General features: G+C 70.7%; 24 protein-coding genes. 9 read left to right on the top strand and 15 right to left on the bottom strand.

The features are described 5' to 3' along the window. Nucleotides 1-34: 34 nt before the first annotated feature. The 4 genes from ACZ5WK_RS32280 to ACZ5WK_RS32265 all read left to right on the top strand — a co-directional run bounded on the left by ACZ5WK_RS32280 (nt 35) and on the right by ACZ5WK_RS32265 (nt 2,892). Nucleotides 35-334, top strand: coding sequence for a WXG100 family type VII secretion target (locus ACZ5WK_RS32280; protein ID WP_465552765.1), 300 nt, complete (start codon nt 35-37; stop codon nt 332-334). A gap of 74 nt (nt 335-408) precedes the next feature. After that, entirely contained in the window at nt 409-1,548 is a 1,140-nt protein-coding gene (locus ACZ5WK_RS32275) for a putative T7SS-secreted protein (RefSeq protein ID WP_465552763.1), read from the top strand. 10 nt (nt 1,549-1,558) lie between these two features. After that, nucleotides 1,559-2,212, top strand: coding sequence for a hypothetical protein (locus tag ACZ5WK_RS32270; protein WP_465552761.1), 654 nt, complete (start codon nt 1,559-1,561; stop codon nt 2,210-2,212). Continuing rightward, nucleotides 2,209-2,892 (top strand): hypothetical protein, encoded by a 684-nt coding sequence (locus tag ACZ5WK_RS32265; protein WP_465552759.1) that lies wholly within the window; start codon nt 2,209-2,211, stop codon nt 2,890-2,892. The genes ACZ5WK_RS32270 and ACZ5WK_RS32265 overlap by 4 nt, the downstream gene beginning before the upstream one ends. Nucleotides 2,893-2,911: 19 nt before the next feature. Here the strand turns inward: ACZ5WK_RS32265 and ACZ5WK_RS32260 are convergent, their stop codons facing one another. The 4 genes from ACZ5WK_RS32260 to ACZ5WK_RS32245 all read right to left on the bottom strand — a co-directional run bounded on the left by ACZ5WK_RS32260 (nt 2,912) and on the right by ACZ5WK_RS32245 (nt 6,208). Beyond that, entirely contained in the window at nt 2,912-3,304 is a 393-nt protein-coding gene (locus tag ACZ5WK_RS32260; RefSeq protein WP_465552757.1) for a hypothetical protein, read from the bottom strand. Nucleotides 3,305-3,323: 19 nt separating this feature from the next. Next, nucleotides 3,324-3,926: a hypothetical protein gene (locus ACZ5WK_RS32255; protein ID WP_465552755.1), complete on the bottom strand. Its 603-nt coding sequence runs from the start codon at nt 3,924-3,926 to the stop codon at nt 3,324-3,326. Nucleotides 3,927-4,059: 133 nt separating this feature from the next. Beyond that, on the bottom strand, nt 4,060-4,482 hold the full coding sequence (locus tag ACZ5WK_RS32250; RefSeq protein ID WP_465552753.1) for a DUF3592 domain-containing protein: 423 nt from the start codon (nt 4,480-4,482) through the stop codon (nt 4,060-4,062). 175 nt (nt 4,483-4,657) lie between these two features. Next, nucleotides 4,658-6,208, bottom strand: a complete 1,551-nt coding sequence (locus tag ACZ5WK_RS32245; protein WP_465552751.1) for a Na+/H+ antiporter — start codon at nt 6,206-6,208, stop codon at nt 4,658-4,660. Between the two features lie 226 nt (nt 6,209-6,434). On the opposite strand from ACZ5WK_RS32245, the gene ACZ5WK_RS32240 reads away from it, so the two are divergent. Then, on the top strand, nt 6,435-6,713 hold the full coding sequence (locus ACZ5WK_RS32240) for a hypothetical protein (protein WP_465552749.1): 279 nt from the start codon (nt 6,435-6,437) through the stop codon (nt 6,711-6,713). Nucleotides 6,714-6,737: 24 nt separating this feature from the next. Further along, nucleotides 6,738-7,331: a hypothetical protein gene (locus tag ACZ5WK_RS32235; protein WP_465552747.1), complete on the top strand. Its 594-nt coding sequence runs from the start codon at nt 6,738-6,740 to the stop codon at nt 7,329-7,331. A 417-nt stretch (nt 7,332-7,748) separates the two neighbouring features. Here ACZ5WK_RS32235 and ACZ5WK_RS32230 read toward each other — a convergent pair whose 3' ends face one another. From ACZ5WK_RS32230 to ACZ5WK_RS32180, 11 genes are all read right to left on the bottom strand, one after another. Next, nucleotides 7,749-9,695 carry a potassium transporter Kup gene (locus ACZ5WK_RS32230; RefSeq protein WP_465552745.1) on the bottom strand — a complete coding sequence of 649 codons (1,947 nt, stop codon included), beginning with the start codon at nt 9,693-9,695 and terminating at the stop codon, nt 7,749-7,751. A 358-nt stretch (nt 9,696-10,053) separates the two neighbouring features. Continuing rightward, a complete protein-coding gene (locus ACZ5WK_RS32225) occupies nt 10,054-12,021 on the bottom strand; it encodes an RICIN domain-containing protein (RefSeq protein ID WP_465552743.1) in 1,968 nt (655 codons plus the stop codon). Between the two features lie 374 nt (nt 12,022-12,395). After that, nucleotides 12,396-13,109: an SDR family NAD(P)-dependent oxidoreductase gene (locus ACZ5WK_RS32220; RefSeq protein ID WP_465552741.1), complete on the bottom strand. Its 714-nt coding sequence runs from the start codon at nt 13,107-13,109 to the stop codon at nt 12,396-12,398. Nucleotides 13,110-13,129: 20 nt separating this feature from the next. Continuing rightward, nucleotides 13,130-14,809, bottom strand: coding sequence for an FAD-dependent oxidoreductase (locus ACZ5WK_RS32215; protein WP_465552739.1), 1,680 nt, complete (start codon nt 14,807-14,809; stop codon nt 13,130-13,132). Beyond that, entirely contained in the window at nt 14,806-15,096 is a 291-nt protein-coding gene (locus tag ACZ5WK_RS32210) for a UBP-type zinc finger domain-containing protein (protein WP_465552737.1), read from the bottom strand. The genes ACZ5WK_RS32215 and ACZ5WK_RS32210 overlap by 4 nt, the downstream gene beginning before the upstream one ends. 218 nt (nt 15,097-15,314) lie before the next feature. Further along, a complete protein-coding gene (locus tag ACZ5WK_RS32205; RefSeq protein WP_465552735.1) occupies nt 15,315-16,211 on the bottom strand; it encodes an alpha/beta hydrolase in 897 nt (298 codons plus the stop codon). Next, nucleotides 16,208-16,627, bottom strand: coding sequence for a nuclear transport factor 2 family protein (locus tag ACZ5WK_RS32200; RefSeq protein WP_465552733.1), 420 nt, complete (start codon nt 16,625-16,627; stop codon nt 16,208-16,210). Before ACZ5WK_RS32200 ends, ACZ5WK_RS32205 begins: the two co-directional genes overlap by 4 nt. Continuing rightward, nucleotides 16,627-17,097 carry a nuclear transport factor 2 family protein gene (locus ACZ5WK_RS32195; protein WP_465552731.1) on the bottom strand — a complete coding sequence of 157 codons (471 nt, stop codon included), beginning with the start codon at nt 17,095-17,097 and terminating at the stop codon, nt 16,627-16,629. Before ACZ5WK_RS32195 ends, ACZ5WK_RS32200 begins: the two co-directional genes overlap by 1 nt. Then, nucleotides 17,094-17,783: an EthD domain-containing protein gene (locus ACZ5WK_RS32190; protein WP_465552729.1), complete on the bottom strand. Its 690-nt coding sequence runs from the start codon at nt 17,781-17,783 to the stop codon at nt 17,094-17,096. The genes ACZ5WK_RS32195 and ACZ5WK_RS32190 overlap by 4 nt, the downstream gene beginning before the upstream one ends. Nucleotides 17,784-17,811: 28 nt before the next feature. Then, nucleotides 17,812-18,120 carry a muconolactone Delta-isomerase family protein gene (locus tag ACZ5WK_RS32185; RefSeq protein ID WP_465552727.1) on the bottom strand — a complete coding sequence of 103 codons (309 nt, stop codon included), beginning with the start codon at nt 18,118-18,120 and terminating at the stop codon, nt 17,812-17,814. 27 nt (nt 18,121-18,147) lie between these two features. After that, entirely contained in the window at nt 18,148-19,185 is a 1,038-nt protein-coding gene (locus ACZ5WK_RS32180; RefSeq protein WP_465552725.1) for an ankyrin repeat domain-containing protein, read from the bottom strand. Nucleotides 19,186-19,421: 236 nt separating this feature from the next. Here ACZ5WK_RS32180 and ACZ5WK_RS32175 point away from each other — a divergent pair, with 236 nt between their 5' ends. Genes ACZ5WK_RS32175 through ACZ5WK_RS32165 form a run of 3 tightly spaced genes read left to right on the top strand, consistent with a single transcriptional unit; the run spans nt 19,422 to nt 22,386 of the window. Next, complete coding sequence (locus ACZ5WK_RS32175) at nt 19,422-20,246, top strand: type 1 glutamine amidotransferase domain-containing protein (protein ID WP_465552723.1); 825 nt, start codon at nt 19,422-19,424, stop codon at nt 20,244-20,246. A gap of 39 nt (nt 20,247-20,285) precedes the next feature. Continuing rightward, nucleotides 20,286-21,911, top strand: a complete 1,626-nt coding sequence (locus ACZ5WK_RS32170; protein ID WP_465552721.1) for a thiamine pyrophosphate-binding protein — start codon at nt 20,286-20,288, stop codon at nt 21,909-21,911. 22 nt (nt 21,912-21,933) lie between these two features. Beyond that, nucleotides 21,934-22,386, top strand: coding sequence for a YybH family protein (locus ACZ5WK_RS32165; RefSeq protein ID WP_465552719.1), 453 nt, complete (start codon nt 21,934-21,936; stop codon nt 22,384-22,386).

The following is a 22,386-nucleotide window of genomic DNA, read 5'->3' as shown; positions in this document are numbered from 1 at the left end:
CGATGATCATTCGTGCGGGGTACATGGGGGAGCAGTGGCGGACAACTTCCGGGTCGACGCGAGTGAGCTCGGGCAGGTGTCGAAGGAGTTGCGGGAGGCGACCGGCAGCATGGCCGGGGCGATGCACGCGCTCGACAAGGCCTCGCCGCAGCTGGCCGGCCACCTCGCGCTGGACGGGGCGTGCGGGCACTTCGGCGGTGAGTGGAAGTACGGGTTGAAGCAGCTGAACGAGACGCTGCACGCCATCGGTGAGGGCCTGGACGCCACGGCGAAGGCGTACCGGGAGACCGACGGGGCGATCAAGGGCGCACTGACCCCGAAGGCGGCCGCCTGATGTCGGGGCCGGGTTTCCCTGGGTGGGGGCCGAAGGTCGAGCGGGACGGCTTCGAGGCCCTGGGGTCCGACCCCGTGCCCGGCAGTCTGAGCGGTGTCGACACCCTGGTGAAGGACCTCAAACTGGCCGCCAAGGAGCTGAACGATGCCCGCGGCAGCGTCCAGCGGGCCTCGCGGAACGGTCAGGCGTGGCAGGGAGAGGCGGCGGACGCGTTCTCGGCCCGGATCGCCAAGCTGCCCGGGCAGTTGGACACGGCGCACGCCTCCTTCTCGTCGGCCTCGGCCACGATGGCCGGGTGGCGGGAGCAGCTGGCGGCCATGCAGCGCAAGGCCGACGACCAGGAGGCCCGCGCCAAGGCCGCCAAGGCGAAGCGGAAGAAGGCGGCGGACGACCCGGACCTCAAGCTCGGCGGCCTCTGGTTCGACGACGGGCAGAAGGCCCAGGAGGCGACCGCGAAGCTGCGGGCGGCCGAGGCGCGGCTGAAGACCGCCGACGCCGAACTGGACGTGGTCATCGCCCAGGCGGAGGAGCTGCGTGCCGAGCACGACCGGGTGGCGCAGGAGGCCGCGCGGGCAGTCGCCAAGGCCGGCGACGCGGCTCCGGACGGGCCCGGCTGGTTCGCCAAGCTCATGGACGGGGTGAAGCAGCTCGCGGCGGCCCACATCCAGCTGGCCAAGGACGCCGCGAAGTGGGCGAAGGATCATGCCAACGCGATTGCCGCGGTCGGCGACCTGCTCTCCAACGCGAGCACGCTGGTCGGCCTCGCCGCCGTCGGCGTGGCGGCGGCCGGCGTGTTCTTCCCGCCGCTGGAGGTGGCCGCAGCCGGCCTCGGTGCGGTGTCGATGGGGCTTTCCGGCGCGGCACTGGGCGCGCACGGCATCGCCAAGGCCGCCGGTGCGGACGTGCCGCCGTTGAGCCTCGCGGTGGACGTCATGGGCGTCATCCCGGTCATCGGCACGGTGGGCAAGACCGGAAAGCTGGCCACCTCCCTGTTCGCCCGCGAGGCGGTCGGCAACGGTGTCAGCCTGGGCGGTACCGGGATCACCCTGGACGGCTGGTCCAAGGACGCCGCCGGCCTGCAGCAATTCCTCCCGCGTGGCGGCCGGCAATGGGGAGAGCTGCTGGTCCCCGGAGGGCCGCTGATCGTCGGCCTGGAGAACGCCTGGAAGGACGGCTCACAGAAGGACAAGGCCGCCGCAGGAAAGGGGAGTTGAAACTGTGGACATGAGCCGGGCGGCTCTGCTGCTCGACGGTCGGCCGAGCGTCGATCAGCCCGTCAACCTGTTCTCCTTCGGAGAGGCGGAGATGCGCTGGCTGTGCTGGCTCTACGGCTACCGCCTGGAGGGCTTCAAGCAGTTCTCCGACCGCTTCGGGAGCGCCCGGGTGCGGGCGGTAGTCGACCCGGACCCGAGGGCGGCCACCCGGGCTGACTGGATGCGCCGCCCGGACCTGCGCCCCGGCGCGCCCGCGCCCGTGCCGTGGGGCCCGCCGCAGCCCGGGGGTCCGATGGTGTGGACACCGCCGGGCTGGCCGCCGGGCCTCGGCCCGGTACGGCCCGCGCCGGACCGGATGCCGATGCCGTCAGTGGAGGAGATCGAGGCGCGGTACAGCCCGCGGGCGCTGCTCGGTCTGGGCATCGCGCTCGGTGTCGCCGCATGCGCCCTGATCTGGTCGGTCCCGGTGGCCGGCGGGCTCCTTGCCGTGCTCGCGGTGTCCTGCCTGGTTGGCGTCCGGCCGTACGCCCGCTACCGGGACCGGCTGCTGGAGCGAGCCGGCGGGCGCCGTCCGATCTACCCGGAGGGCGGGACGGTCCCGCCGCCCGGGCCGCCTCCCGCACCCCGTGCTGGTGAGCAGAACGACCGAGGGGAGACGCGGTGAACCCGGCCACCGGCAGCGTGGAGTTCGAAGTCCCCGAGGTCTTCGAGGAGTTCCATGCCACCGACGACCCGGAGGAGGCATACGAGCTGGTGCTGGGCTTGCTCGGCGAGCAGGCCGGTGAGCTTGGCGCCGACCGGCGCAGAGCGCTGACCGACCTCTACCTGGCAGGCTCGGCTGCGTTGAACGAGCTCGACGCGATCTGGTCGGGCGCCTGTGTCGGCACCGTCGACGGGCGGCTGTCCCTGGCGACGCTGACCGTCACGCAGCTGGAGACGGCAGGTGACGCGCCGCAGGAGGCGGTGGCCGCCGCCCTGATGGAGATGCTCGCCCCTGTGCCGGCCCCTGCCGACGGGCACGGACCGCACCGGCTGGTGCGCGGCTTCGAAGCCCCGGCCGGTCCGGTGGTCGTCTCCCTGGAGCAGACCTCGGGCTGGCAGCTCACCGGCGAGCAGAACGTTCCGCTGCTCTCCGCCAAGGCCCACGTCCCGCTGCCCCCGCCGCTGCCGGGCGTCCTGATCGCCGAACTGACCACCCCGGACGCGGACCACTGGGCGGACGGTTACGCGCCACTGCTGGTCGCCTTCCTGCGCAGCGTCCGCTTCCGTACTCCGGACGTGCCGACCGCCGAGGGGCAGCCGGTCCCGTCCGGTGCGGACCCGTTCGGGACGGCGCTGACCTGAATCCGGCCGGGGCCGCAGCTCAGCGGGGCGGCAGCAGCGGGAAGGCGATCTCGTAGGCCTGCTCGGTCGCGCCGCGCAGGAAGACCAGCCGGACCGTCAGCGCGCCGGCCTCCGGCGGCACGGCGGGTCGTCCGGAGATGGTGCCGTCGGTCCGCAGGCCGTCGGGGCTGAGCCCGTGGGCGCCGCCGTAGTCGAGGTAGTGGCGGCCGCGGTCGTCGACGGCCTCCAGCCAGAGGAACAACGGCGGTGCGTCGGGGGCGACCGGGCGAAGATCACCCGGAAGGGGTGGGGTGACGGAATAGGTGACGGTGAACCCCTCCGTGGTCCTCGTCAGGGTGTGAACGGTCAGCTCGTGGTGGCCGTCCAGGATTCGGAGGCGCTGCCCGCCGCCGGTGGTGCCGTTCGCGCTCATCGCTCCGTCCCCCGTGCTCTCAGGCACTGCCGGGTGTCGGGACCTGGCAGGTGATGTACCGGTCGGCCGCGGTGTTCGGGTTCGAACCCTTGAGGAACCAGTAGAAGGTGACCTTGTTACCGGTCTGGATGGTGCCGCCCCCGCCGCCGATGAACTGGTAGCTGTTGAGGCTGCCGTGGAAGTTGTACCAGTTCGGCTCGGGGTGCGGGCCGTACGGCGGGTTGATGGCCCGGCCGTTGACGTAGGCGTACGGCATCGTCACCGTGACCGTCGCTCCCAGGGTGGACTTCGATGCGTTTGACAGGTGGAAGCTCCAGGCCAGCGTGCCGCCGGGGGACCGCTGGAACTGCACCGTGGAGACGGCGTGCGTCCAGGTGCCGGTGCACAGGGTGTTTCCCGGCGTACGGAGGTGGACCTCGGCCGCCCTGGCGGCTGCAGCGGCGCTCTCGTCGGCGATCCCCTGGCCTGCCGGCACGGAGTGGAATCCGCCGCCGTTCGCCTCCTGCGGCTGCGCGGCAGCGGTGGCGGCGCCTGCGGATCCGGCGCCCGTGGCGAGGAGTGCGGCAGCCGTCGCGGCGCAGGCCACCGCTGCGGAGAGTCGGGAAGTGATGCGAGAAATCACGGAATTCCCCTCGGAGCCTCGGTCGTTGGAGCTCTCCACCCTGGCAAGGCGGCCAGGTCGGCGACAAGGCCCGTCGGCGTCAGGGTGTTGTAGGGAATGCTCATGCCCGCTTCCGGTTGAGGCCGAAGTGAACTCACCCGCCCAGGAGCACCAGGGTGAGTGCGGCGAGCGCCATGACGACGCCCAGCCCCAGGAAGGCGTACTCCAGCCGGCGGCGCTCGCAACCCGCGACGAGGACCTGGCGGGGGTCCGCCGGGTCGTAGCGGATGGCGACGTACGAGCCGTCGACGAGGGGTGCTCGCCGGCTCGCCGGCACCGGTGAGAAGACCTCGACCACGCGGCCGTCCTCGGTGGTGAACTGCAGCAGCGGGCGGGAGGCGGCCGAGCGGTCCTCCGGCCCGGGGATGCGCTCGCGTACCAGTGCCCGCACCGGGACGCCGACCTGGCGCAGCCGCCGGAGGTCGCGCAGTCCGGCCAGTCCGGCCAGGTAGGCGACGAGGCCGCCCAGACCCGCGAACACCGCCAGCGCGGCCGTGATCCCGGTCGTCGTTCCCACGGTTCCTCCCGTCCTCGGGCCGTGCCGTCCACCGGATCCACCGCTCGCGGCCCTGTCAGTATCGCCGTCGCCGACCGGGCGTGACGTTACCCCTGCGTCAAGGTTCCACGGCGGGTGCACGAGCGCCTCGGACCGGCCGCCGCGCGGGACTCCCCGGGATCGTCGGCCGCCGCCTTCACCGCCCGCCGAGGCCGGTTTCCTCCAGGCCGAGGTCGCGCTGGAGCTGCCGGAGGGTGGTGTCGCTGATCCGGTGGTCGTCGTAGAGGCGGTGCAGCTCCTCGCTCTGCACGGCGATGACCTCGCGGCGGACCTCCCGGTAGGAGGCCAGGACGTCGGCACCAGCCGAGTCGTCCGGCTCGTCGGCGTGCCGCAGGCGGGCCTCCAGGCCCCGGCGGACCCGGTCCAGGACGTGGTCGGGGACGGACTCCAGGTCGGTGAGCTGGTCCAGGTGGGACAGTCCGGCGCGGGCGCTGGCGGCCCGGGCCTGCGCTTCCTCGCGCGCCGTGTGCTCCGGTGCCAGGGCCAGCCCGGACCGGGTGACCAACGGGGCCAGGCTCAGCCCCTGCACGACCAGGGTGAAGACGACCACGGCCGTGGTCAGCACCAGGACCAGTGGGCGCCCGTCCAGTCGCTGTCCGTCATCGGCGGCCAGCGGGATGGAGAGGGCGGCAGCCAGTGGCATCACACCCCGGGTGCCGGCCCAGGCGACCACACTCGCCACCCGCCAGGACGGCCGGCCCCCGGTCGGTTTGACCGCCGCCGACAGCGGCAGCATCCAGACCACTCGCAGCCCGATCAGCACCGCGGCCAGGGCGAGCGCCTGTAGTGGCCAAAGCCCGCTGCCGCCGGGCAGCTCCTTGACCAGGGTGGGCAGTTCGAGCCCGATGATGCTGAACACCACGCTCTCCAGCAGGAAGATCACCACCGCATAGACGGCGTGCAGCTGGAGCCTGATCCGGGCGTCGCTGAGCCGGTGCCCCGAGTGACCGAGAAGCACTCCGGCCACCACCACGGCGGTGACCCCGGAGGTGTGCGCGGACTCGGCGAGGACGTAGGCACCGTATGGAGTGACCAGCGCGATCACGGTCTCCAGCACCGGGTCGGTGGTGCGGCGGCGGATCAGCGCGACGGCGCCGGCCACCGCCGCGCCGATCGCACAGCCACCGCCCGCGAGCAGCAGGAACTGGCCCCCGGCCGACTGCCAGCCGACCGCGCCGGTGGCCACCGCGATGGTCACCGCGACCCGGAACAACACGAGCGAGGTCGCGTCGTTGAACAGGCTCTCCGCTTGGACGAGGACCTGCACCCGCCCGGGTAGTGCGAGCCGCCGGCCGAGAGCCGTCACCGCGACCGGGTCGGTGCTGGCCAGCACCGCGCCGAGAACGAACGCCATGGACCCGGGCAGCGGCGTCAGCGCGGCGGCGAGCAGGCCGACGGTGGCGGCGGAGGCCAGCACCAGGCCGAAGGCGAGCACCGTCACCGGACGCCAAACCGCGCGAAGGTCGCGCAGCGACAACTCCTCGGCGGAGGCGTAGAGCAGCGGTGGCAGGACGACCAGGCCGATGGTCTCCGGCGCGATGTGCAGGGCCGGCGCCCCGGGTATCAGGGCGACCGCGAGCCCGGCCAGGACGAGCAGGGACGGCGCGGGCACCCGCCATCGGCGGGCACCGGTGGCCACCGCCGTCGCCAGCACCACAAGAAGGAGAACCGTGCCCACCGCGCGCATCTGCGGAAACCCCGGACTTCGCTCACGGGGGCGCCGCGGCCGACTGCCGCGGTCCGTCCCCCGGCCGACCAGGCTTCCCGGCACACCGTGATCGTATTTTATCAAGCTCTTACCGAGGGCGTCAGGAAGCCGTCAGGAAAGGCGTTCGGAGCGGTTGACGAGTTGTTAACTCGGCTCTCCGATAGCTAGTTTGAGCGAATTGCCGACCCAGGGGGAATGATCAGCGGTGAGTGGTTCGCCGAAGAACGAGGGCAAGACCGGCTCTGGCGGGAGCCCCACGTCGGTCAGGGCCGTGCTGAGAGAGATCGCGGACCAGAACGCCGAGGCCCGAGCGCTCGGTGAGCGGTCCGGTACTGCCGCAGTGGCCGCCCTCGAGGGGTTCGCCACGGGGAACGCGCTCCGTGTGGCGCTGAACCGGTGGCACTGGCGGACCGACGAGGTGGACCGAGCGGTCACCGACGCCTCGACCGCACTCGACGCAGGCCGGCCGGACCCGGCCGCCTGACCGATCGAGCCGGAAGCGCAGGCCGTGAACCTGACCGAACTCGCCGAGCAACTCGACGGCCGGATTGCCGTGACTCTGCGGCCCCACCTGTTCCGCGCCACCGACGCCGAAGCCCGCTGGGTCTGCCGACTCTACGGCTACCGGATAGCGAGCGAGCGCCGCGCCGGGCCGAACACGGAACTCCTGGCCGTCGTCGACCAGGACCCGGCCGCGCGCGCCCGGGGCGCCTGGATGCGCAGGCCCAACCTGACCCCCGGCGTTCACTCCCCGGTGCCGTGGACCTGCGCCGCAGGAGCCGGCACTCCGTGGGCGTGGACACCACCGGGCTGGCCCCAGGGTCACACCCCGCTCCGCCCCGCCCCCGACCGGATGCCCGGACCCTCCGCGGACCGGATCCGTGCCCAGAACGACCCGGCCCTCCTGCTGCTCCTCGCTGCGCTCTTCACGGTGCTGGCGGTGCTCATCGCGGACGCCCGCCCCGCTGGAGCCCTACTCCTCGGGCTCTTCGCGGTCGGCAGCCTGGCCGCCTACCTGCCGGCGAAGCGCCACCGCGAACTCCTGCAGAGGCGCGCGGACGCGGCAGCCGAGCCGTCGGCCTTGGGCAATCACCCCGACTGAGCGGCGCGCAGCGCCGCGCGCCGTACCAGCTCGGCAACGGCACCGCCGCCGCCCGCTGCGAGGACATCCTCGGCAAGGGCTTCGCCAGCGTCACCACCAGCCTCGGCGGCAACACCACCTGCGCCTACTGACCTCCCCATCCCGCCGCCGCAACCCGTCGGGCCGTCCCACGTGGGCCAGGTACCGCGTGCACTCGGTGACACCTGGCATCAAGCCGAGCACCGCGGCACCGGAGGCCGTCACCCCTGCCCGGGGCGGCGGCCTCCGTCGTTACAGCCTCGCTCGTCCCGGCGCAGTGAACTTCATGGCTTCGGGCCGGGCCATCGCACGTTGCCCGGCGATGGGTGCGAATCCGGGCGGACCGGAACAGATGCGGCGCGCCTTGCTGTGGTCGCGGTGACTTGCAGGATGGCGCGCCTATACCTCGATGTGGGACCCCATGATGATCGTGCGGTCGCGGGGGAGGCCGAAGTATTCGGCGGCGTCGGCCGTGATGTAGGAGGTGGCGATGAACAGCCGCTTGCGCCAGGGTGCCATGGTGGGTGTCTTCCCGCGGCGGAGCTCGATCTTCGACAGGAAGTAGGAGGCCTGGTCGAGTTGCAGCTGTCCCTCGGTCTCGGCCGGGGTGAGCGTTGCCAGGGTGCCGGGTACGTCCGGTGTTTCCATGTAGCCGAACCGGGCGGTGACGTGGATGATCCCGTCCTCGGCGTAGCCGAGGTCGTCGACGAGGATGCGCCGGTCGGCCGGGACGCGGGGCACGGGTTCGGTCTCGATGGACAGGATCACGACCTGGTCGTGGCGGACGTGGTTGTGTTCGACGTTGGCGCGCAGGGCCAGGGGCGCGGTCTGCTTGCCGCGGTTGAGGAAGACGGCCGTGCCGGCGACCCGGAGCGCGCGCACCTCCCCGGTGTGGAGGTGGTCGACGAACTCGCGCAGCGGGCCTTCGTGTCGTGCGCGCTCCGCGGTGACGATTTCGCGGCCGTGCTGCCAGGTGGTCATGACGGTGAATGCGGTGAGTCCGATCAGCAGCGGTAGCCACGCGCCGTGGAGGAGCTTGGTCGCGTTGGCCGCCACGAAGAGCAGGTCCACGGAGAGCAGGACGGTTGCGCCGACGGCGATCAGCCACACCGGGGTGCCCCACCTCGCGCGGGCGACGTAGAAGAACAGCAGGGTGGTGATGGTGATGGTTCCGGTGACCGCCATGCCGAACGCGAAGGCCAGCGCGGTGGAGCTGCGGAAGGCGAAGACCAGGGTGAGGACCGAGACCATCAGCAGCCAGTTGATCCAGGGGACGTAGATCTGGCCCATGGTGGACTCGGAGGTGTACGCGATGCGCAGCCTCGGCAGGTAGCCGAGCTGGGCGGCCTGGGAGGCGACCGAGTACGCCCCGGTGATCACCGCCTGGGAGGCGATCACCGTTGCCGCTGTGGCCAGCACGACCATCGGCAGCCGTCCCCAGTCGGGGACCAGCAGGAAGAACGGGCTGCTGATGTTGCCCGGATCGTCGAGGATCAGCGCGCCCTGGCCGAGGTAGCTCAGCACACATGCGGGGAAGACGAGGAACAGCCAGCCGCGGGTGATCGACCGACGGCCGAAGTGTCCCATGTCGGCGTAGAGCGCCTCGGCGCCGGTGACCGCGAGCACGACCGCGGCCAGGGCGAAGAACGCGGTGCCGAAATGGCCGAACAGGAAGCCGGCGGCATAGCTTGGTGACAGAGCCTTGAGGATCTCCGGATGGTCGGCGATGCCGGCCACGCCGCATGCTCCGATGGCCACGAACCAGGCGATCATCACCGGTCCGAACACCCGGCCGACCGCCGCGGTTCCTCTGCGCTGTACCAGGAACAGCAGCACGATGATCGCTGCGGTGCCCGGCACGACGGCTTCCTCCAACGAGGAGTCGACGACCTTCAGCCCCTCCATGGCGGACAGCACCGAGATCGCCGGGGTGATCATGCTGTCGCCGAAGAAGAGCGAGGCGCCGAAGATGCCCAGCGCGGCCAGCACGACGGTGGTCCGGCGGCCCCGTTGCGAGCCCGACCGTCGCAACAGGGTGATCAGCGCCATGATGCCGCCCTCGCCGTCGTTGTCGGCGCGCATCGCCAGCAGCACGTAGGTGACAAGGACGATGATCACCACCGACCAGAACACGAGCGACACCACCCCGTACACGTTCTCTGTGCTGACCGGGACGGGGTGCGGGTCGCTCGGGTTGAACACGGTCTGGAGGGTGTAGATGGGGCTGGTCCCGATGTCACCGAAGACCACGCCGAGAGCGCCGATCACCAGCGCGAGGCGGGTCGTGTCCTGGGTGCTCGGCCGGCGGGCCGCCGGCGGCCGGGGTGCGGGACCGCGATCGGCCATGGTGGTCCTCCTCCGCGCGGGCTGGTCTGCTGCAGGCATGGTGCCTCGGGGCGGACGATACCGATCTCATGGCGCAATCGCCGGTAGGCGTGCGACGCAGGTACGCCTGCCAGGTCGATGTCGGCAGCAGTGGCAGCGGTGCGTGACCACCAAAGCCACAGCGGCATCCGGCGAACTCCGCCCGCGCCCACACCATCAGGCGATAGCAAAAAAACCGGTCAAAGACTCGTGAACCGCCCGCTGAGAATGGCGTTGGGCGCAAGCCGTACGGCTGGCGCCCAACGCCCTGACTCCGGCCGGTATGAGGAGCGGGCGTCCTCGGCCTCATGTGCGGGCGAGTGTTGCCAGGGTTTGCCGATCAGAGGAGCTGGAAGGACCACTCCTGCTTCCAACCGCCCTCACAGCTCCACACGCCGAGCTGCTTGAAGTCGGCGTCGTGGGTGAGGCAGTCGTCGTCGGAGATCCGGATCTGGTACTTGCCGTTGCCGACGCTGACGAACTCCCACTTCTGGTTGGAGGTGTCGCCCCAGGCCTGCTGCTCGGCGACATAGGTGTCAGGGTTCTCGGTGAGGTTGAACCCGAGGTCGTTGACGATCCGGTAGCGATCCCCGCCCAGCGGTTTGATCGTCCAGCGGGACCCCTTGTACCCGAGGATCCCGCCCACGATCGGCGAACCCCAGCTCGCGGTCTCGGTGGGTGCCGACGCGCCCAGCCCGTTGGAGAGCTTCAGGAACAGCGGCCGCTCGGTCGGGATGCCGGAACCGCCTCCGGGCTTCGGGTCCGTCGGGGGCTTCGGCTTCGTCGGAGTGCCCGGTTCGGCCGGGGTGATCACGCCGCCGGACTTGGACTCCAGGATCCACTCCTGCTGCCAGCCCTGCTTGCACGTCCACACACCGAGCTGCTTGAAGTCGGCGTCGTGGGTGAGGCAGTCGTCGTCGGAGATCCGGATCTGGTACTTGCCGTTGCCGACGCTGACAAGCTCCCACTTCTGCTTGGAGGAGTTGCTCCACGGCTGGAGTTCGGCCATGTAGTTGCTGTTCTCGGTGAGTTCCAGCCCGTAGGAGCTGGTGATCCGGTAGCGGCCGCCGCCCACTGAGGCGACCTTCCACTTGGATTCGCTGCCACCCCGGATCCCGGGGACGACCGACGCGCCGGCGGAGCCGCTGAGCGGGACGGCGCCCAGCCCGTTGGAGAGCTTCAGGTACACATCGGCGCCGTTGGCAGGCGTGGTCGGGGTGGTGGTCGGCGGGGTGCCGCCCCAGGCCCAGTTCTGGTTGGGCGCGTCCCGGTTGTCCTCGGACCCGCAAGCCCAGGCTGCGACGGTGCTGCCGTTGGCGGTCCGGCCGCTGAAGTCGTCGATGCAGACGTCCTTGGACCGGTCGTCCTGGTCCGTCACGTGCCGGAAACCGCCGCTGGCCGACATGTTCCAGCGCTGACCGGGGATCTCCAGGCAGTCCCAGACCTGGAGCTTGGCCCCGTTCGCTGCGTTGTTGTCCGCCAGGTCCAGGCACTTGCCGTTGGCCGCCCGGAGTTTGTAACCGTTGTAGGTCCACTTCTGCGCGTCGCCGCCGTTGCACTCCCACATCTGCACGGGGGTACCGTTCGCGGTGCCGTTACCGCTGACGTCCAGGCATGCGTGGTAGCCGGGGCTGCTGGAGTCGGGGGTCAGGCTGCCGGTCTTGCTGCCGTAGCCGGACCGCGCGGGGAAGTGGATGGTGCGCACGTCGCCGTCGCACTTGTAGGGCCGCGCGGTGCCCATCCGGCAGGTCCACGGCTCCTTTTTGACGGTGTCGCCGTCGTTGCCGACGAACGCCCAGTTCATGTAGCCGCCGTCGCCGCGGTTGCGGAAGGTCGAGTCCCCCTGGAAGACCCAGATCCGGAACTTGTCATAGCCGGAGGGTTCCTTTTTCTCCGCGTCCAGGAAATGGTTGAGCTTGTAGGTGGTGTCGAGCAACACCCCCTTCATATCGGCCTTGTGCTCGTTCGTGAACCACTCGGTGTCATACAGGTCGGTGCCCACGGTCTTGAACACCATGACGTTGAATCCCGGGAACTTCGCGCTCAACTTCGACGCGGTGCTCTGGGTGAACTCGGCGTTGTCCAGCTTGTTGAGGTTGGCGGCGTTGCGCATGAGCTTGATCGTGTCGAAAGCGGCGCTGATCAGCGAGGACATGCAGTTGCCGCCGCCCGGCACGGCCGGGGTTCCGCAGGTCTTGTCCACGGGGGCGTTCGGCGCAGCCTGGGCCTGCACGGTCAGGCCGGAGAGCATTGCGAAGGCGGCGACCCCGCAGGCAAGGGCGCGTTTCAGGCGGGACAGGGGTTTCATGTCAGAATCGTCTTTCTTCTAGGCTCGAGACATATTTCGTCTCGACGAAGATGGACGATAGACCCCGGAAACCTCCGTCTCGCGACTCCTTACGGCATCCATACGACAAGGTCGAGAGGTCTGCCTTTTCGGGCACTCGCCCGGCCCGGTGGGCTTTGCGGACCAACCTCGATACCGGTGACTCAAGGATTGCTGCTGACCGAGATCCGTAGGTCGTCGGCGATCAGGCCCAGCACGCCGACGACGGCGAGTCCGGCGGTGCCGGTTGCGAAAGTCCCCCAGGGCCAGGGTTGCCGGTGCCGAGCGCGTGCGGGCTTTGCCGATCTCGGGTGCGGCAGTGGTCCGGCGTAGGGATCTTCTCCCATCGCGTCGGGTCACCAGGGGATCTGCCGGCGGTTGCGGAAGAAGCCGCCGGTGGGGCCGGTCGCCGGGAGCTGCGCCAGCCAGACGACCGTGTCCGCGCCCTGCTCGACACCCACCGGCGCCCCCGGTCCGCCCATGTCGGTGCGGACCCAGCCGGGGCAGGCCGCGTTGACCTTGACCGACGCGGGGACGGCGGCCGAGACCACGAGCGTGAGGGCGTTGAGCGCGGCCTTGGCGACGCCGTAGGCCGGGGGCGACGGGATGTTGTCGGTGACCGCTCCGGCGCCGGAGGAGACGTTCACGACCCTGCCGTAGCCGCGGGCGACCATGCCGGGCACGAAGGCCCGGCAGGTACGGAAGGCGCCCAGGAGGTTGACCTGGAGAGACTCGGCGAACGTCTCCTCGCTGAGCGAGAAGAACGGTTGGGTCGGGTAGACGCCCGCGTTGTTGACCAGGACGTCCACAGTGATGCCGTCGGCGGCGAGCCGGTCGGCGCACTCCCGGACGCTCGCCGCGTCGGCGACGTCCAGCTGCTCGACCCGGACGTGGTGGCCGGCCCGGGCCAGACGCTCCGCGGCGGCCCGGCCGCGGTCGAGGTCGCGTGAGGCGACGACGACGTCCAGTCCGGCCCCGGCGAGCAGGCGGCAGGTCTCGAAGCCGATGCCGCGGTTGGCGCCGGTGACGAGCGCGGTGCGGAGGCCGCCCGGAGTCATGGGTGTGTGCATCCTCCAATGGTGACAGGGCGTCAGGCCGATGCCCGGTAGCGGTGGATGAGGGCGACGGCCATCGCGCCCTCGCCGACTCCCGAGGCGACGCGCTTGATGGAGTGGGCGCGGACGTCCCCGGCCGCGAAGACACCGGGAATGCTGGTCTCCAGCAGGTGGGGGTGGCGTTCCAGGGGCCAGGAGGTCGGCGGGCTGGCGGAGTTCAGCAGATCGGGCCCGGTGAGGACGAACCCGTGCTCGTCGCAGTCCACGGCCTCGCCGAGCCAGCCGGTGCGGGGCCGCGCCCCGATGAAGGTGAAGACGAACCTCGCCTCCTCCTCGGCCTCGGCTCCGGTGGCGGTGTTGCCGAGCGTGATGCGCTCCAGGCACTGGTTGCCGCCGAGTGCGAGGACCCGGGTGTTCAGTCGCACCTCGATGTTCGGGGTGCGGTGGATCTCGTCCACGAGGTACTGCGACATCCCGGCGTCCAGCGAGTCGCCGCGCACCAGTACGGTGACCTTCGCCGCATATTTGGCGAAGTGTACGGCGGCCTGGCCGGCCGAGTTGGCCCCGCCGATGATGTGGACGTGGTGCGAGATGCAGGAGCTGCTCTCGGTCATCGCGGCGCCGTAGTACAGGCCCTCGCCCTCGAAGCGCCGCGCGCCCGGGACGTCCAGGCGGTTGTACGACACCCCGGTGGAGACCAGCACCGTCTCGGCGCTGATCTCGGAGCCGTCCGCCAGCGTGAGGATCCGGGCGGGGTCGGCCCGGTGCAACCCGACCACCTCCACCGGGTGCAGCAGCTCGGCGCCGAACCGGGACGCCTGGCTGACGGCGCGGCGGGCGAGGTCGCCTCCGGAAAGGCCGGCGGGGAATCCGAGGTAGTTCTCGATCAGGCTGGAGGTGCCCGCCTGGCCGCCCGGCGAGTCGGCGTCAAGGATCAGCGTGGAGAGCCCTTCCGACGCGGCGTACACGCCCGCCGCGAGACCCGCCGGGCCCGCCCCGATGATGACGGTGTCGTAGTGCGGCCGGGACGCGGTGGTGGAGAGCCCCAGCCGGTCGGCGAGTTCGGCGTTGTCCGGGGCTGCGAGGACGGCTCCCTCAGGAAAGACGACCAGTGGCAGCAGCGCCCCGGGATGCTGCGCCACCAGTTGCCGGGCCTCCGGGTCGGTCTCCACGTTCAGGAACCGGAAGGGCTTCCCGTTGCGGGTGAGGAAGTCGCGCACCGCGTGCGTGCCGGCCGACACCAGACGGCCGACGACACGGATGCCCCGATAGGCGGGCCGGTACGCGGCGAGCCAGTCGGAGAGCAGGTCGTCGAGGACGGGGAAGAGCCGCTCGGTGGGAGGGTCCCAGGGTTTCATCAGGTAGTAGTCGAGGCGCACCTTGTTGATCGCGGTGATCGCGGCGTCCGTCTCGGCGTACGCGGTGAGCAGCACCCTCCTGGCGTCGGGGAAGCGGCTGACGGCCTCTTGAAGGAACTCGACGCCGGTCATGTCGGGCATCCTCTGGTCGACCAGGAACAGCGCCGGATCGTGGCCGCGCTCGTCAAGGGCGTCCAGGACGTGGAGGGCCTCCGTCGCCGACGCGGCGCCCAGGACGCGGTAGCGGTCGGCGTAGACGGACCGCAGGTCGCGCCGGACGGCGCGCAGCACCTGCGGGTCGTCGTCCACCGCGAGGATCACCGGTTTGCGGGTCTCGTCGGTCGATGTCCCGTTCATACGGGCCCCTCGCCGCGCTCGAAGTCCAGGAAGAGCCGTTCGGGGTAGCACCAGCCCCAGTTCTCACCTGGCTGGTGCGAGGCGATCAGCGGATGGCCGGTGGCCTCGTAGTGGCGGGACGCGTGCCGGCTCCGGGAGGAGTCGCAGCAGCCGATGTGGCCGCAGGTGAGGCATCGGCGCAGGTGGACCCAGATCGCGCCGGACTCCAGGCACTCCTGGCAGCCGGCCGGGGCAGCATGGTCGGGTGCCTCGGCGGTGATCCGGTCGAGGTGTGAGCAGGTGGGCATGGGATTCCTTCCGGGCCCGGGGGGGGGGGGGGGGGGGGGGGGGGGGGGGGGGGTAGGGGGGGGGGGGGGGGGGGGGGGGGGGGGGGGGGGGGGGGGGGGGGGGGGGGGGGGGGGGGGGGGGGGGGGGGGGGGGGGGGGGGGGGGGGGGGGGGGGGCTTTGGGGGGGGGGGGGGGGGGGGGGGCCCCCCCCCCCCCCCCCCACCCCGGTGACCGACGGGCTAGGCCAGGGTCTCGGCGAAGTGGCCGGCAGCGACGGCGGCGGCCCCGTCGACCGTCGGCTCGCGGTCGTAGAAGTCGAACTGGGTGCCGGTGGTCCAGACGAGGCGCTTGGCGCCGGCGAGATTGGCGTGGAACTTCTCGGCTCCCTGGGGGATGGCGCCGTCCCGGCTGTGCACGATCACCGTGGGTGCCTCGATCCTGGCCGCCGCGGGGTGCGGGTCGAAGGTCAGCCACTGCGGCCAGGACATCACCGCGAACCGGTTGTCCCAGGCGGGGACGGCCCCTCGCGTCGCGTCCAGGTAGTAGTCGAAGGGCCCGAACATGGCGGCCGCCGGGTCGGTCGTGCTGACGGCCGGCACGTAGTCCACGGGCTCGCCGTGCTCGTACCGTTTGCGGGCTTCGAGGCCCGCTTCCATCCTCTGCTGGACACCGTCGGCACCGCCGTAGATGTCGCGCACCAGGGCGGCGTCGTGCAGCCACGGCGCGATCAGCGCCAGACTGCGCACCCGGGGGTCGTTCGCCGTGTTCACAGCGGTGTACCCGCTGCTGGCACAGACACCCAGGGCGCCGATCCGGCGCGGGTCCACCTGGCTGTGGTGGGTGAGGAAGGTGACGGCGCTGTGGATGTCGCGGATCTTGCGGGCCGGCGACTCCAGCTGGCGCGGCACGCCGCCGGACGCACCGAAGCCGGCGAAGTCGAAGGTCAGCGCGACGAAGCCCGCTTCGGCCATCCGCCGAGCGTAGGCCGCGGCCATCTGCTCCTTGACGGTCGTCCAGGAGCCGGTGACGACGACCGCGGGCCCGCGGCCGCGGTGGGAGGGCCGGTACAGGGTGCCGACCAGGTTGGTGCCGTCGCTGTCGAAGGCGACGGCCTCGGTGGTGAAGGTGCCGCTCAAATCGCCGCCCCCTTGATGGCGCGCAGGATCTGGGACGGGTCGGTGAACGACTTCCACCGCACGATCCTCCCGTCGCGCACGGTCAGCCACTGGATGAACTCGATCTCGAAGACCTGGCCCGTCCGCTTGACGGCGGACTTCTCGTGGAGCACGCCTATCGCCTGCTCGCCGTCGACGACCAGCTCCACCAGTTCCTCGGTCCCGACCTCGACCACGCCGGTGAAGACGTTGAGGCTGTCCCGCACCGCGGCCTTGCCGTGGCAGGTGCCGATCCAGGGCATCGCGTCGTTGTAGCCGGGCACCGGCGCGTAGTTGATCCACTCGACGTCGTCCGCCAGGTATCCCAGTGCCCGCTCGAAGTCGCCGCTCGTGAGAGCGTCGAACCAGCCGGCGGCGATCTCCCGCGTGCTGCTCATCAGTTCTTCCTCTCCAGGCTGCGCCTGTCCAAGATCTGCCGGTTGCCATCGGCCCACACGGCGGTCATCGTCAGTCCGTCGATCCGCCACCCCGCCGCCGTGCGGCGCAGCGTGAACCGGTAGTGCCCGCCGAGCGTCCACAGCGGGCCGCCGAGCGCGTTGGGGAGCAGGTGTGTGGCCTGGAAGTCCGCCGTCGCGACGGCGGCGTCCCCCTCGGCCCGCACCAGGTGGTTGGTCAACAGGTGCTGCGTGGAGGCGAGTTCGGACAGCAGTGCGCGCCAAGAAGCGATCAGCTCGTCCGCCGCGAGCTCGGCCGGATCCCCGCCGTCCAGGCTGGTGTAGTCGACCAGCACTTTCTCCGCGAAGACCGCCGAACGCAGTTGTTCCCACTCGCGCTTGTCGGTGTGCCAGCACATCAGGGTGCACACGTCGACGATGTCGAGGCGGTCGCGAAGGCCCATGTCCGTCATGCCGCTTCCTCGCGGCCGAGGATCCAGTTCTCCGCCAGCAGGAGTGTGTGGACGTACCGGGGCTCGGTGAACCGGCCGAGGTCGGTGAGCAGCGCCCGGTACTCAGGGGTCTCCCGGGCGGCCTCGAAGGCCGCCGCGTCGTCGAACCAGAGCTGGTAGGCGGCGTCGAGCACCGCCTCGCCCACTCCGTAGAAGGCGTCCCGGGTGTGGTTCTGGACGTACCTGCGCAGGCCGGGGATCTTCTCGGCGAGCGGGGCGTGCCGGGTCAGGCTCTCGGCGCGGAACTCCGCCAGCGGCAGGCCCTCGCGCCGCTTGGCCAGGATCATCACCTTGGTCGCGGGCGCCTCACCGCCGCCGGGGACGATCACGTGCGCGTCGGTGTCCAGGACCACGGTGCGCCAGAACGCCGCCCAGCGGGGCTCGTCCAGGCGGGCGCCCTCCAGGAACTCCGGCGCCTGCAGCGAGGCCAGCTGCTCCTGCTCGTTCCGCAGCCAGATCTCGGCGACCCCGCTCCACAGCGGGTCCGCCTCGTCGCCGGGCCGGGGGATGCGGGTGTCGACGCAGTACCGCTTGATCTGCGGGATCCTGGCCGCGTACCGGACCGCGTGCTCCTCGACCCAGTAGCGCTGGAACTCCCGCTCCGACATGCCGGGCTTCGGGTGGGCCAGGATGATCTGGTGGATCACGTCGTTGCTCCTTGGTGTTGGGGGAGGGTCAGACCTTGTAGCCGGCGTTGACGTCCTCCGCGAAGCCGAGGTAGTCGCGCAGCGGCCAGACCGTCTCGAACTCCAGGTACTCGCGCATGGGCAGCCGCCCCAGCGCCGTGCGGTCCAGGTCCTCGGCCGACTCGACGTCCAGCACGGCGATGACGCGCTTCTGGGCGGCGACCTTCCAGATGCCGACGACCATGCCGTTGTCGATGGTCTCCTTGGCGTGGACGGTCTCCTCGGCCTCGACCTTCCACAGGTCGTCGAGGGAGATCCGGCCCTCGTGGTTCCACTTCATCTGGACGTAGACGAGCATGTGGGTGTTCTCCTTGCGGATGGCGGGTCAGACCGTGCTGAGCGCGATGGCGAGCGGGTGCTCGGCGCCGAGGTTCTCCCGGGCGATGTCGGCCGGGGTCTTGCCGTCGTGGCCGATGAGGTCCGGTCGCGCGCCGGCGTCGATCAGGATGCGGGCGCACTCCTCGTAGCCGTGCCAGAGGGCGTCGTGCAGGGGGGTGTAGCCGTTGGTGATGCCCTGGAAGTCCAGGTCGATGCCGGGCGCCGCCACGAGCAGGGCGGTGATCGCGGCGTGGCCGTTGTAGACGGCCTTGTGCAGGGGGACGGCGCCGAAGGTGGGCTCGGTGGCGTTGACGTCGGCGCCGGCGGCGAGGAGCTCGCGGGCGATCTCCTCGTGCCCGTCCCGGCAGGCCACCAGGAGCGGGGTGTGCGCGTCGTTGAAGTCGTTGACCACCGGGTAGCGGGCGTCGACCGCGGCCCCTTCGGCGAGCAGCCGGCGCACCGCGTCGAGGTCGCCCGCGACGACCGCGGCCGTCAGTCGCTGCGTCCGGGCCGCCCCGGCATCCGCTTCGGTGCGGGCCTTCAGGAGGCGTTCGGCCTCCAGCAGCCTGTCCTTGCCGTGGGTGTTGACGTTGAGCTCGTACTCGAAGTGCTCGCGCATCGAGAAGCCGTAGTGCGTCGACAGCTTGAGGCCCGCCTGGTGGTCCAGCAGGACGGCTGTCACCTCCGGCCACTTGTACCAGAGTGCGTCCATCAGCGGCGTGTGCCCCGTGGTGGCCGCCACCGCGTCCACGAAGGCGCCTGCCCCGAGCAGGACCCGGACGGTCTCCGGGTCGCCTCCCTGGACGGCCTTGTGCAGCGCGGTGGCGCCGCCGCGCGAGTCCGCGGTGTAGACGTCGGCGCCCGCCTCCAGCAGCAGCCGGACGAGGGGCGCGTTCCCGCGGCCCGCCGCGACCATCAGAGCGGTCAGCCCGCTCGCCCGGTCGCGGGTGCCGGGGTCGGCGCCGGCGGCCAGCAGCCGCCGGACCTCCCCGGTGTCGCCCCTGTGCACCGCCGCGACGAATTCCTTGCGTACGGGGATCGTCATTTCTCTCTTCGCCTGCTTTCTGTGATCCGAGCCGGCGACGGAAGATTATCCGGGCGGTGGCCGGTCCATGCGGCGACCTAACAAACTCGGCCGCCACTGCGGAGTCTTGACGCCTCCCCGGCGTGACCTGACCAACTCGCGGCGACCTCACAAACTGGGTCGGGGCCATTTGACAGCGTTCCTCCGGCTCCATCAGTCTCAATGGCGAACGCCAGCCAGTGAAGGAGGAAAAGGAAGTGCCCAAGAACATTCTGATAGTTCTCTCGGAATACGGATACTGGGCCGAGGAGTTGGTCGGCCCGCTCAGTGAGTTCGACAGGCGCGGATACCGCGTCACCTTCGCGACGCCCACCGGGAAGCGTGCCCAGGCGTTGCCGCCGAGCCTCGACGAGGAGTACGTCGACCCGCCGCTCGGCCGCTCGGTGACCACGGCCGAGGTGGCCGCTCTCGGCCGGGCCGTGGACGGCGGCCACCGGCTCGACAACCCGCTGAACCTCAACTCCTGGCTTGCCGAGCGCCCCTACACCAGTGCGCCGGACTACCTACGGAAGCTGGAGGAGTACCACCGCTCGCTGGAGCAGGTAAACGCCGACCTGCGGGAATACGACGCACTGCTGATCGTCGGCGGCAGTGGCCCGATCGTTGACCTCGCCAACAACGAGCGAGTCCACGACCTGGTCCTGGCCTTCGCCCGGGCCGGCAAGCCGGTCGGTGCGGAGTGCTACGGCGTCGCCTGCCTGGCCTTCGCCCGCGACTGGGACGACCGCAGGAGCATCATCCGGGGCAAGCACGTCACCGGTCACTGCAAGGAGTACGACTACAAGGACGGCACCGGCTTCCTCGGCACCGACTTCGTCATGGGCCCGCCGCCGTACCCCCTGGAGTACATCCTGCGCGACGCGACCGGCCCGGACGGCGCCTACCACGGCAACTTCGGAAAGCCGTTGTCGGTGATCGTCGACTTCCCCTTCGTCACCGGGCGTTCCACGCCGGATTCCTTCCTCACCGGCCAGAAGATGGTCGAAATGCTGGAGAAGGGACTCACCAGGTACGGCTGGTAAGGCGTTCGGTCACACCAGAGAACCGCAGGGGAGTATTCGGTGGCGGGTAAGTCAGGAAACGTCAAACTCATCGAGCAATTCCAGGCCGACGGCATCCACGTGATGTTCGGTAATCCCGGGACGGTCGAACAGGGATTTCTCGACGCGGCGGACCACGCTCCGGGATTCCGGTACGTGCTGGCGCTCCAGGAGACGGTGGCGGCAGGTATCGCCGACGGTTACGCACGGGCGACCGGAAAGGCTGCGCTGTTGCAGCTGCACACGGGTGTCGGTCTTGGCAACGCGATCGGCATGCTCTACCAGTCGCTGCGCGGCCACACCCCGCTGGTCGTCATCGCGGGCGACGCCGGTGTGCGCTACGACGCGATGGACGGGCAGATGGCGTCCGACCTCGTCGCCATGGCGCGGCCGGTGACCAAGTACGCGACCCGGGTGACCGATCCGCGCTCAGTGCTGCGGGTGGTCCGCCGCGCGGTGAAGATCGCGATGACGGAGCCGCGCGGACCGGTTTTCGTGGCCCTGCCGATGGACGTCCTCGACGAGCCCAATGACGAGCCGGTCATCCCCTCCTCCCTGCCCGTCACCGCTTCCGCCCCGTCGCGGGAGGCGGTGACCCGGGCCGCCGGGCTGCTGGCCGGAGCCGAGCGTCCGCTCGTCCTGGCGGGTGACGGAGTATCGACGGCCGGAGCGCAGGCGGAGCTCGTCGAGGTGGCCGAACTCCTCGGCGCCGACGTCTGGTGCGTGGACTCCTCCGAGGTCAACATGCCGGCCTCGCACCCGCTGTCACGCGGCCAGCTCGGCCACATGTTCGGCGAGCGCAGTGCGGCCGTGGTCGCGGAGGCGGACGCCGTGCTGATCGTGGGCACCTACGTCTTCCCCGAGGTCTTCCCCACGCTCACCGATCCGTTCCGGCCGGATGCGCGGATCGTCCACGTGGACCTCAACGCGCACGAGATCGCCAAGAACCACCCGGTGGACCTCGGCCTGGTGGCGGACCCCAAGCTGACACTGGCCGCCCTGACGGCAGAGCTCCGCAAGGAACTGACTTTCCATCAGAAGAGTGCGGCAGCGTCGCGATTGTCCGCGCGTCAGGCCGAGCGGCAGACGGTGAGTGCCGGGGAATCGACGCTGGAGCGGTTCGTCCAGGAACTCGCCCGTCAGACCGGCGGAGACCTGATCGTCTTCGACGAGGCGCTCACCTCCTCGCCGGCCGTCGTGAAACACCTGCCCCCGGACCGGCCGGGCGACTACTTCCTCACCCGGGGCGGCTCCCTCGGCGTCGGCATCCCGGGCGCGGTGGGCGCGAAGATGGCACACCCGGACCGCACGGTTGTGGGCTTCACCGGCGACGGCGGCGCGATGTACACCTACCAGGCGCTCTGGACGGCCGCCCGGCACGGGGTCGCGGCAAAGTTCGTGGTGTGCAACAACCGCAAGTACCGGCTGTTGGACGACAACATCGCCCAGTACTGGAAGGAACGGGACATCCCGGCGCACGAGTTCCCGTCCTCCTTCGACCTGTCCCGCCCGGACATCCGCTTCGCCGAGCTGGCCAAGGCGCTGGGTGCCGACGGCATCCGGGTGGAGAAGCCCGAGGAGGCCGCGGCCGCGGTGGAGCGGATGCTCGCCGCCACCGGTCCCTTCCTGGTCGACCTCCAGGTCTGACGACATGCCAAGGAGTCTCGCAATGCCGGAGGGCACCTTCGCCCCGCCCCTCACCGAGCAGGCTGTCCGGGCCCTCGCCGAACAGTGGTACGCCGCACTGGACCGCCACGACGACGTGGACGCGATGAGGCGGTTCCTGGTCGACGACGGACTCGAACTGTTCTTCCCGGAAGGGACGTTCCGGGGTCACGCCGGCTTCGCCGGATGGTACGAGACCGTCATCCACCGGTTCTTCGACGAGGAGCACACGGTGGTCAAGGTCCAGGCGGACATCCACGGCGCCGAGGCCCTGGTCCACGTGAACGTCAACTGGCAGGCCAAGGTGTGGAAAGCCCCGGCCGCCAACAGCGAGTGGCTCGGCTTCGACGCCGATCAAACGTGGATCGTGGTGGCCGGCGAGAGCGGCTCGGCCCCGCTGATCAGGACCTACACCTGCAACGCGCTGGAGCCCATGCCAGGCTCCGCCGCCCTGTGA

It is taken from the genome of Kitasatospora sp. NPDC032757, assembly GCF_055579305.1.
Note: the sequence above shows the minus strand (reverse complement) of the source record. Positions and strands in the feature narration are given on the sequence as shown.

Excerpts from the sequence above, each read along its gene's own strand:
- ACZ5WK_RS32270 (WP_465552761.1), top strand. The coding sequence starts at position 1,559 with ATGAGCCGGGCGGCTCTGCTGCTCGACGGTCGGCCGAGCGTCGATCAG.
- ACZ5WK_RS32260 (WP_465552757.1), bottom strand. The coding sequence starts at position 3,304 with ATGAGCGCGAACGGCACCACCGGCGGCGGGCAGCGCCTCCGAATCCTG.
- ACZ5WK_RS32245 (WP_465552751.1), bottom strand. The coding sequence starts at position 6,208 with ATGCGCGCGGTGGGCACGGTTCTCCTTCTTGTGGTGCTGGCGACGGCG.
- ACZ5WK_RS32230 (WP_465552745.1), bottom strand. The coding sequence starts at position 9,695 with ATGGCCGATCGCGGTCCCGCACCCCGGCCGCCGGCGGCCCGCCGGCCG.
- ACZ5WK_RS32225 (WP_465552743.1), bottom strand. The coding sequence starts at position 12,021 with ATGAAACCCCTGTCCCGCCTGAAACGCGCCCTTGCCTGCGGGGTCGCC.
- ACZ5WK_RS32220 (WP_465552741.1), bottom strand. The coding sequence starts at position 13,109 with ATGCACACACCCATGACTCCGGGCGGCCTCCGCACCGCGCTCGTCACC.
- ACZ5WK_RS32215 (WP_465552739.1), bottom strand. The coding sequence starts at position 14,809 with ATGAACGGGACATCGACCGACGAGACCCGCAAACCGGTGATCCTCGCG.
- ACZ5WK_RS32210 (WP_465552737.1), bottom strand. The coding sequence starts at position 15,096 with ATGCCCACCTGCTCACACCTCGACCGGATCACCGCCGAGGCACCCGAC.
- ACZ5WK_RS32200 (WP_465552733.1), bottom strand. The coding sequence starts at position 16,627 with ATGAGCAGCACGCGGGAGATCGCCGCCGGCTGGTTCGACGCTCTCACG.
- ACZ5WK_RS32195 (WP_465552731.1), bottom strand. The coding sequence starts at position 17,097 with ATGACGGACATGGGCCTTCGCGACCGCCTCGACATCGTCGACGTGTGC.
- ACZ5WK_RS32185 (WP_465552727.1), bottom strand. The coding sequence starts at position 18,120 with ATGCTCGTCTACGTCCAGATGAAGTGGAACCACGAGGGCCGGATCTCC.
- ACZ5WK_RS32180 (WP_465552725.1), bottom strand. The coding sequence starts at position 19,185 with ATGACGATCCCCGTACGCAAGGAATTCGTCGCGGCGGTGCACAGGGGC.
- ACZ5WK_RS32165 (WP_465552719.1), top strand. The coding sequence starts at position 21,934 with ATGCCGGAGGGCACCTTCGCCCCGCCCCTCACCGAGCAGGCTGTCCGG.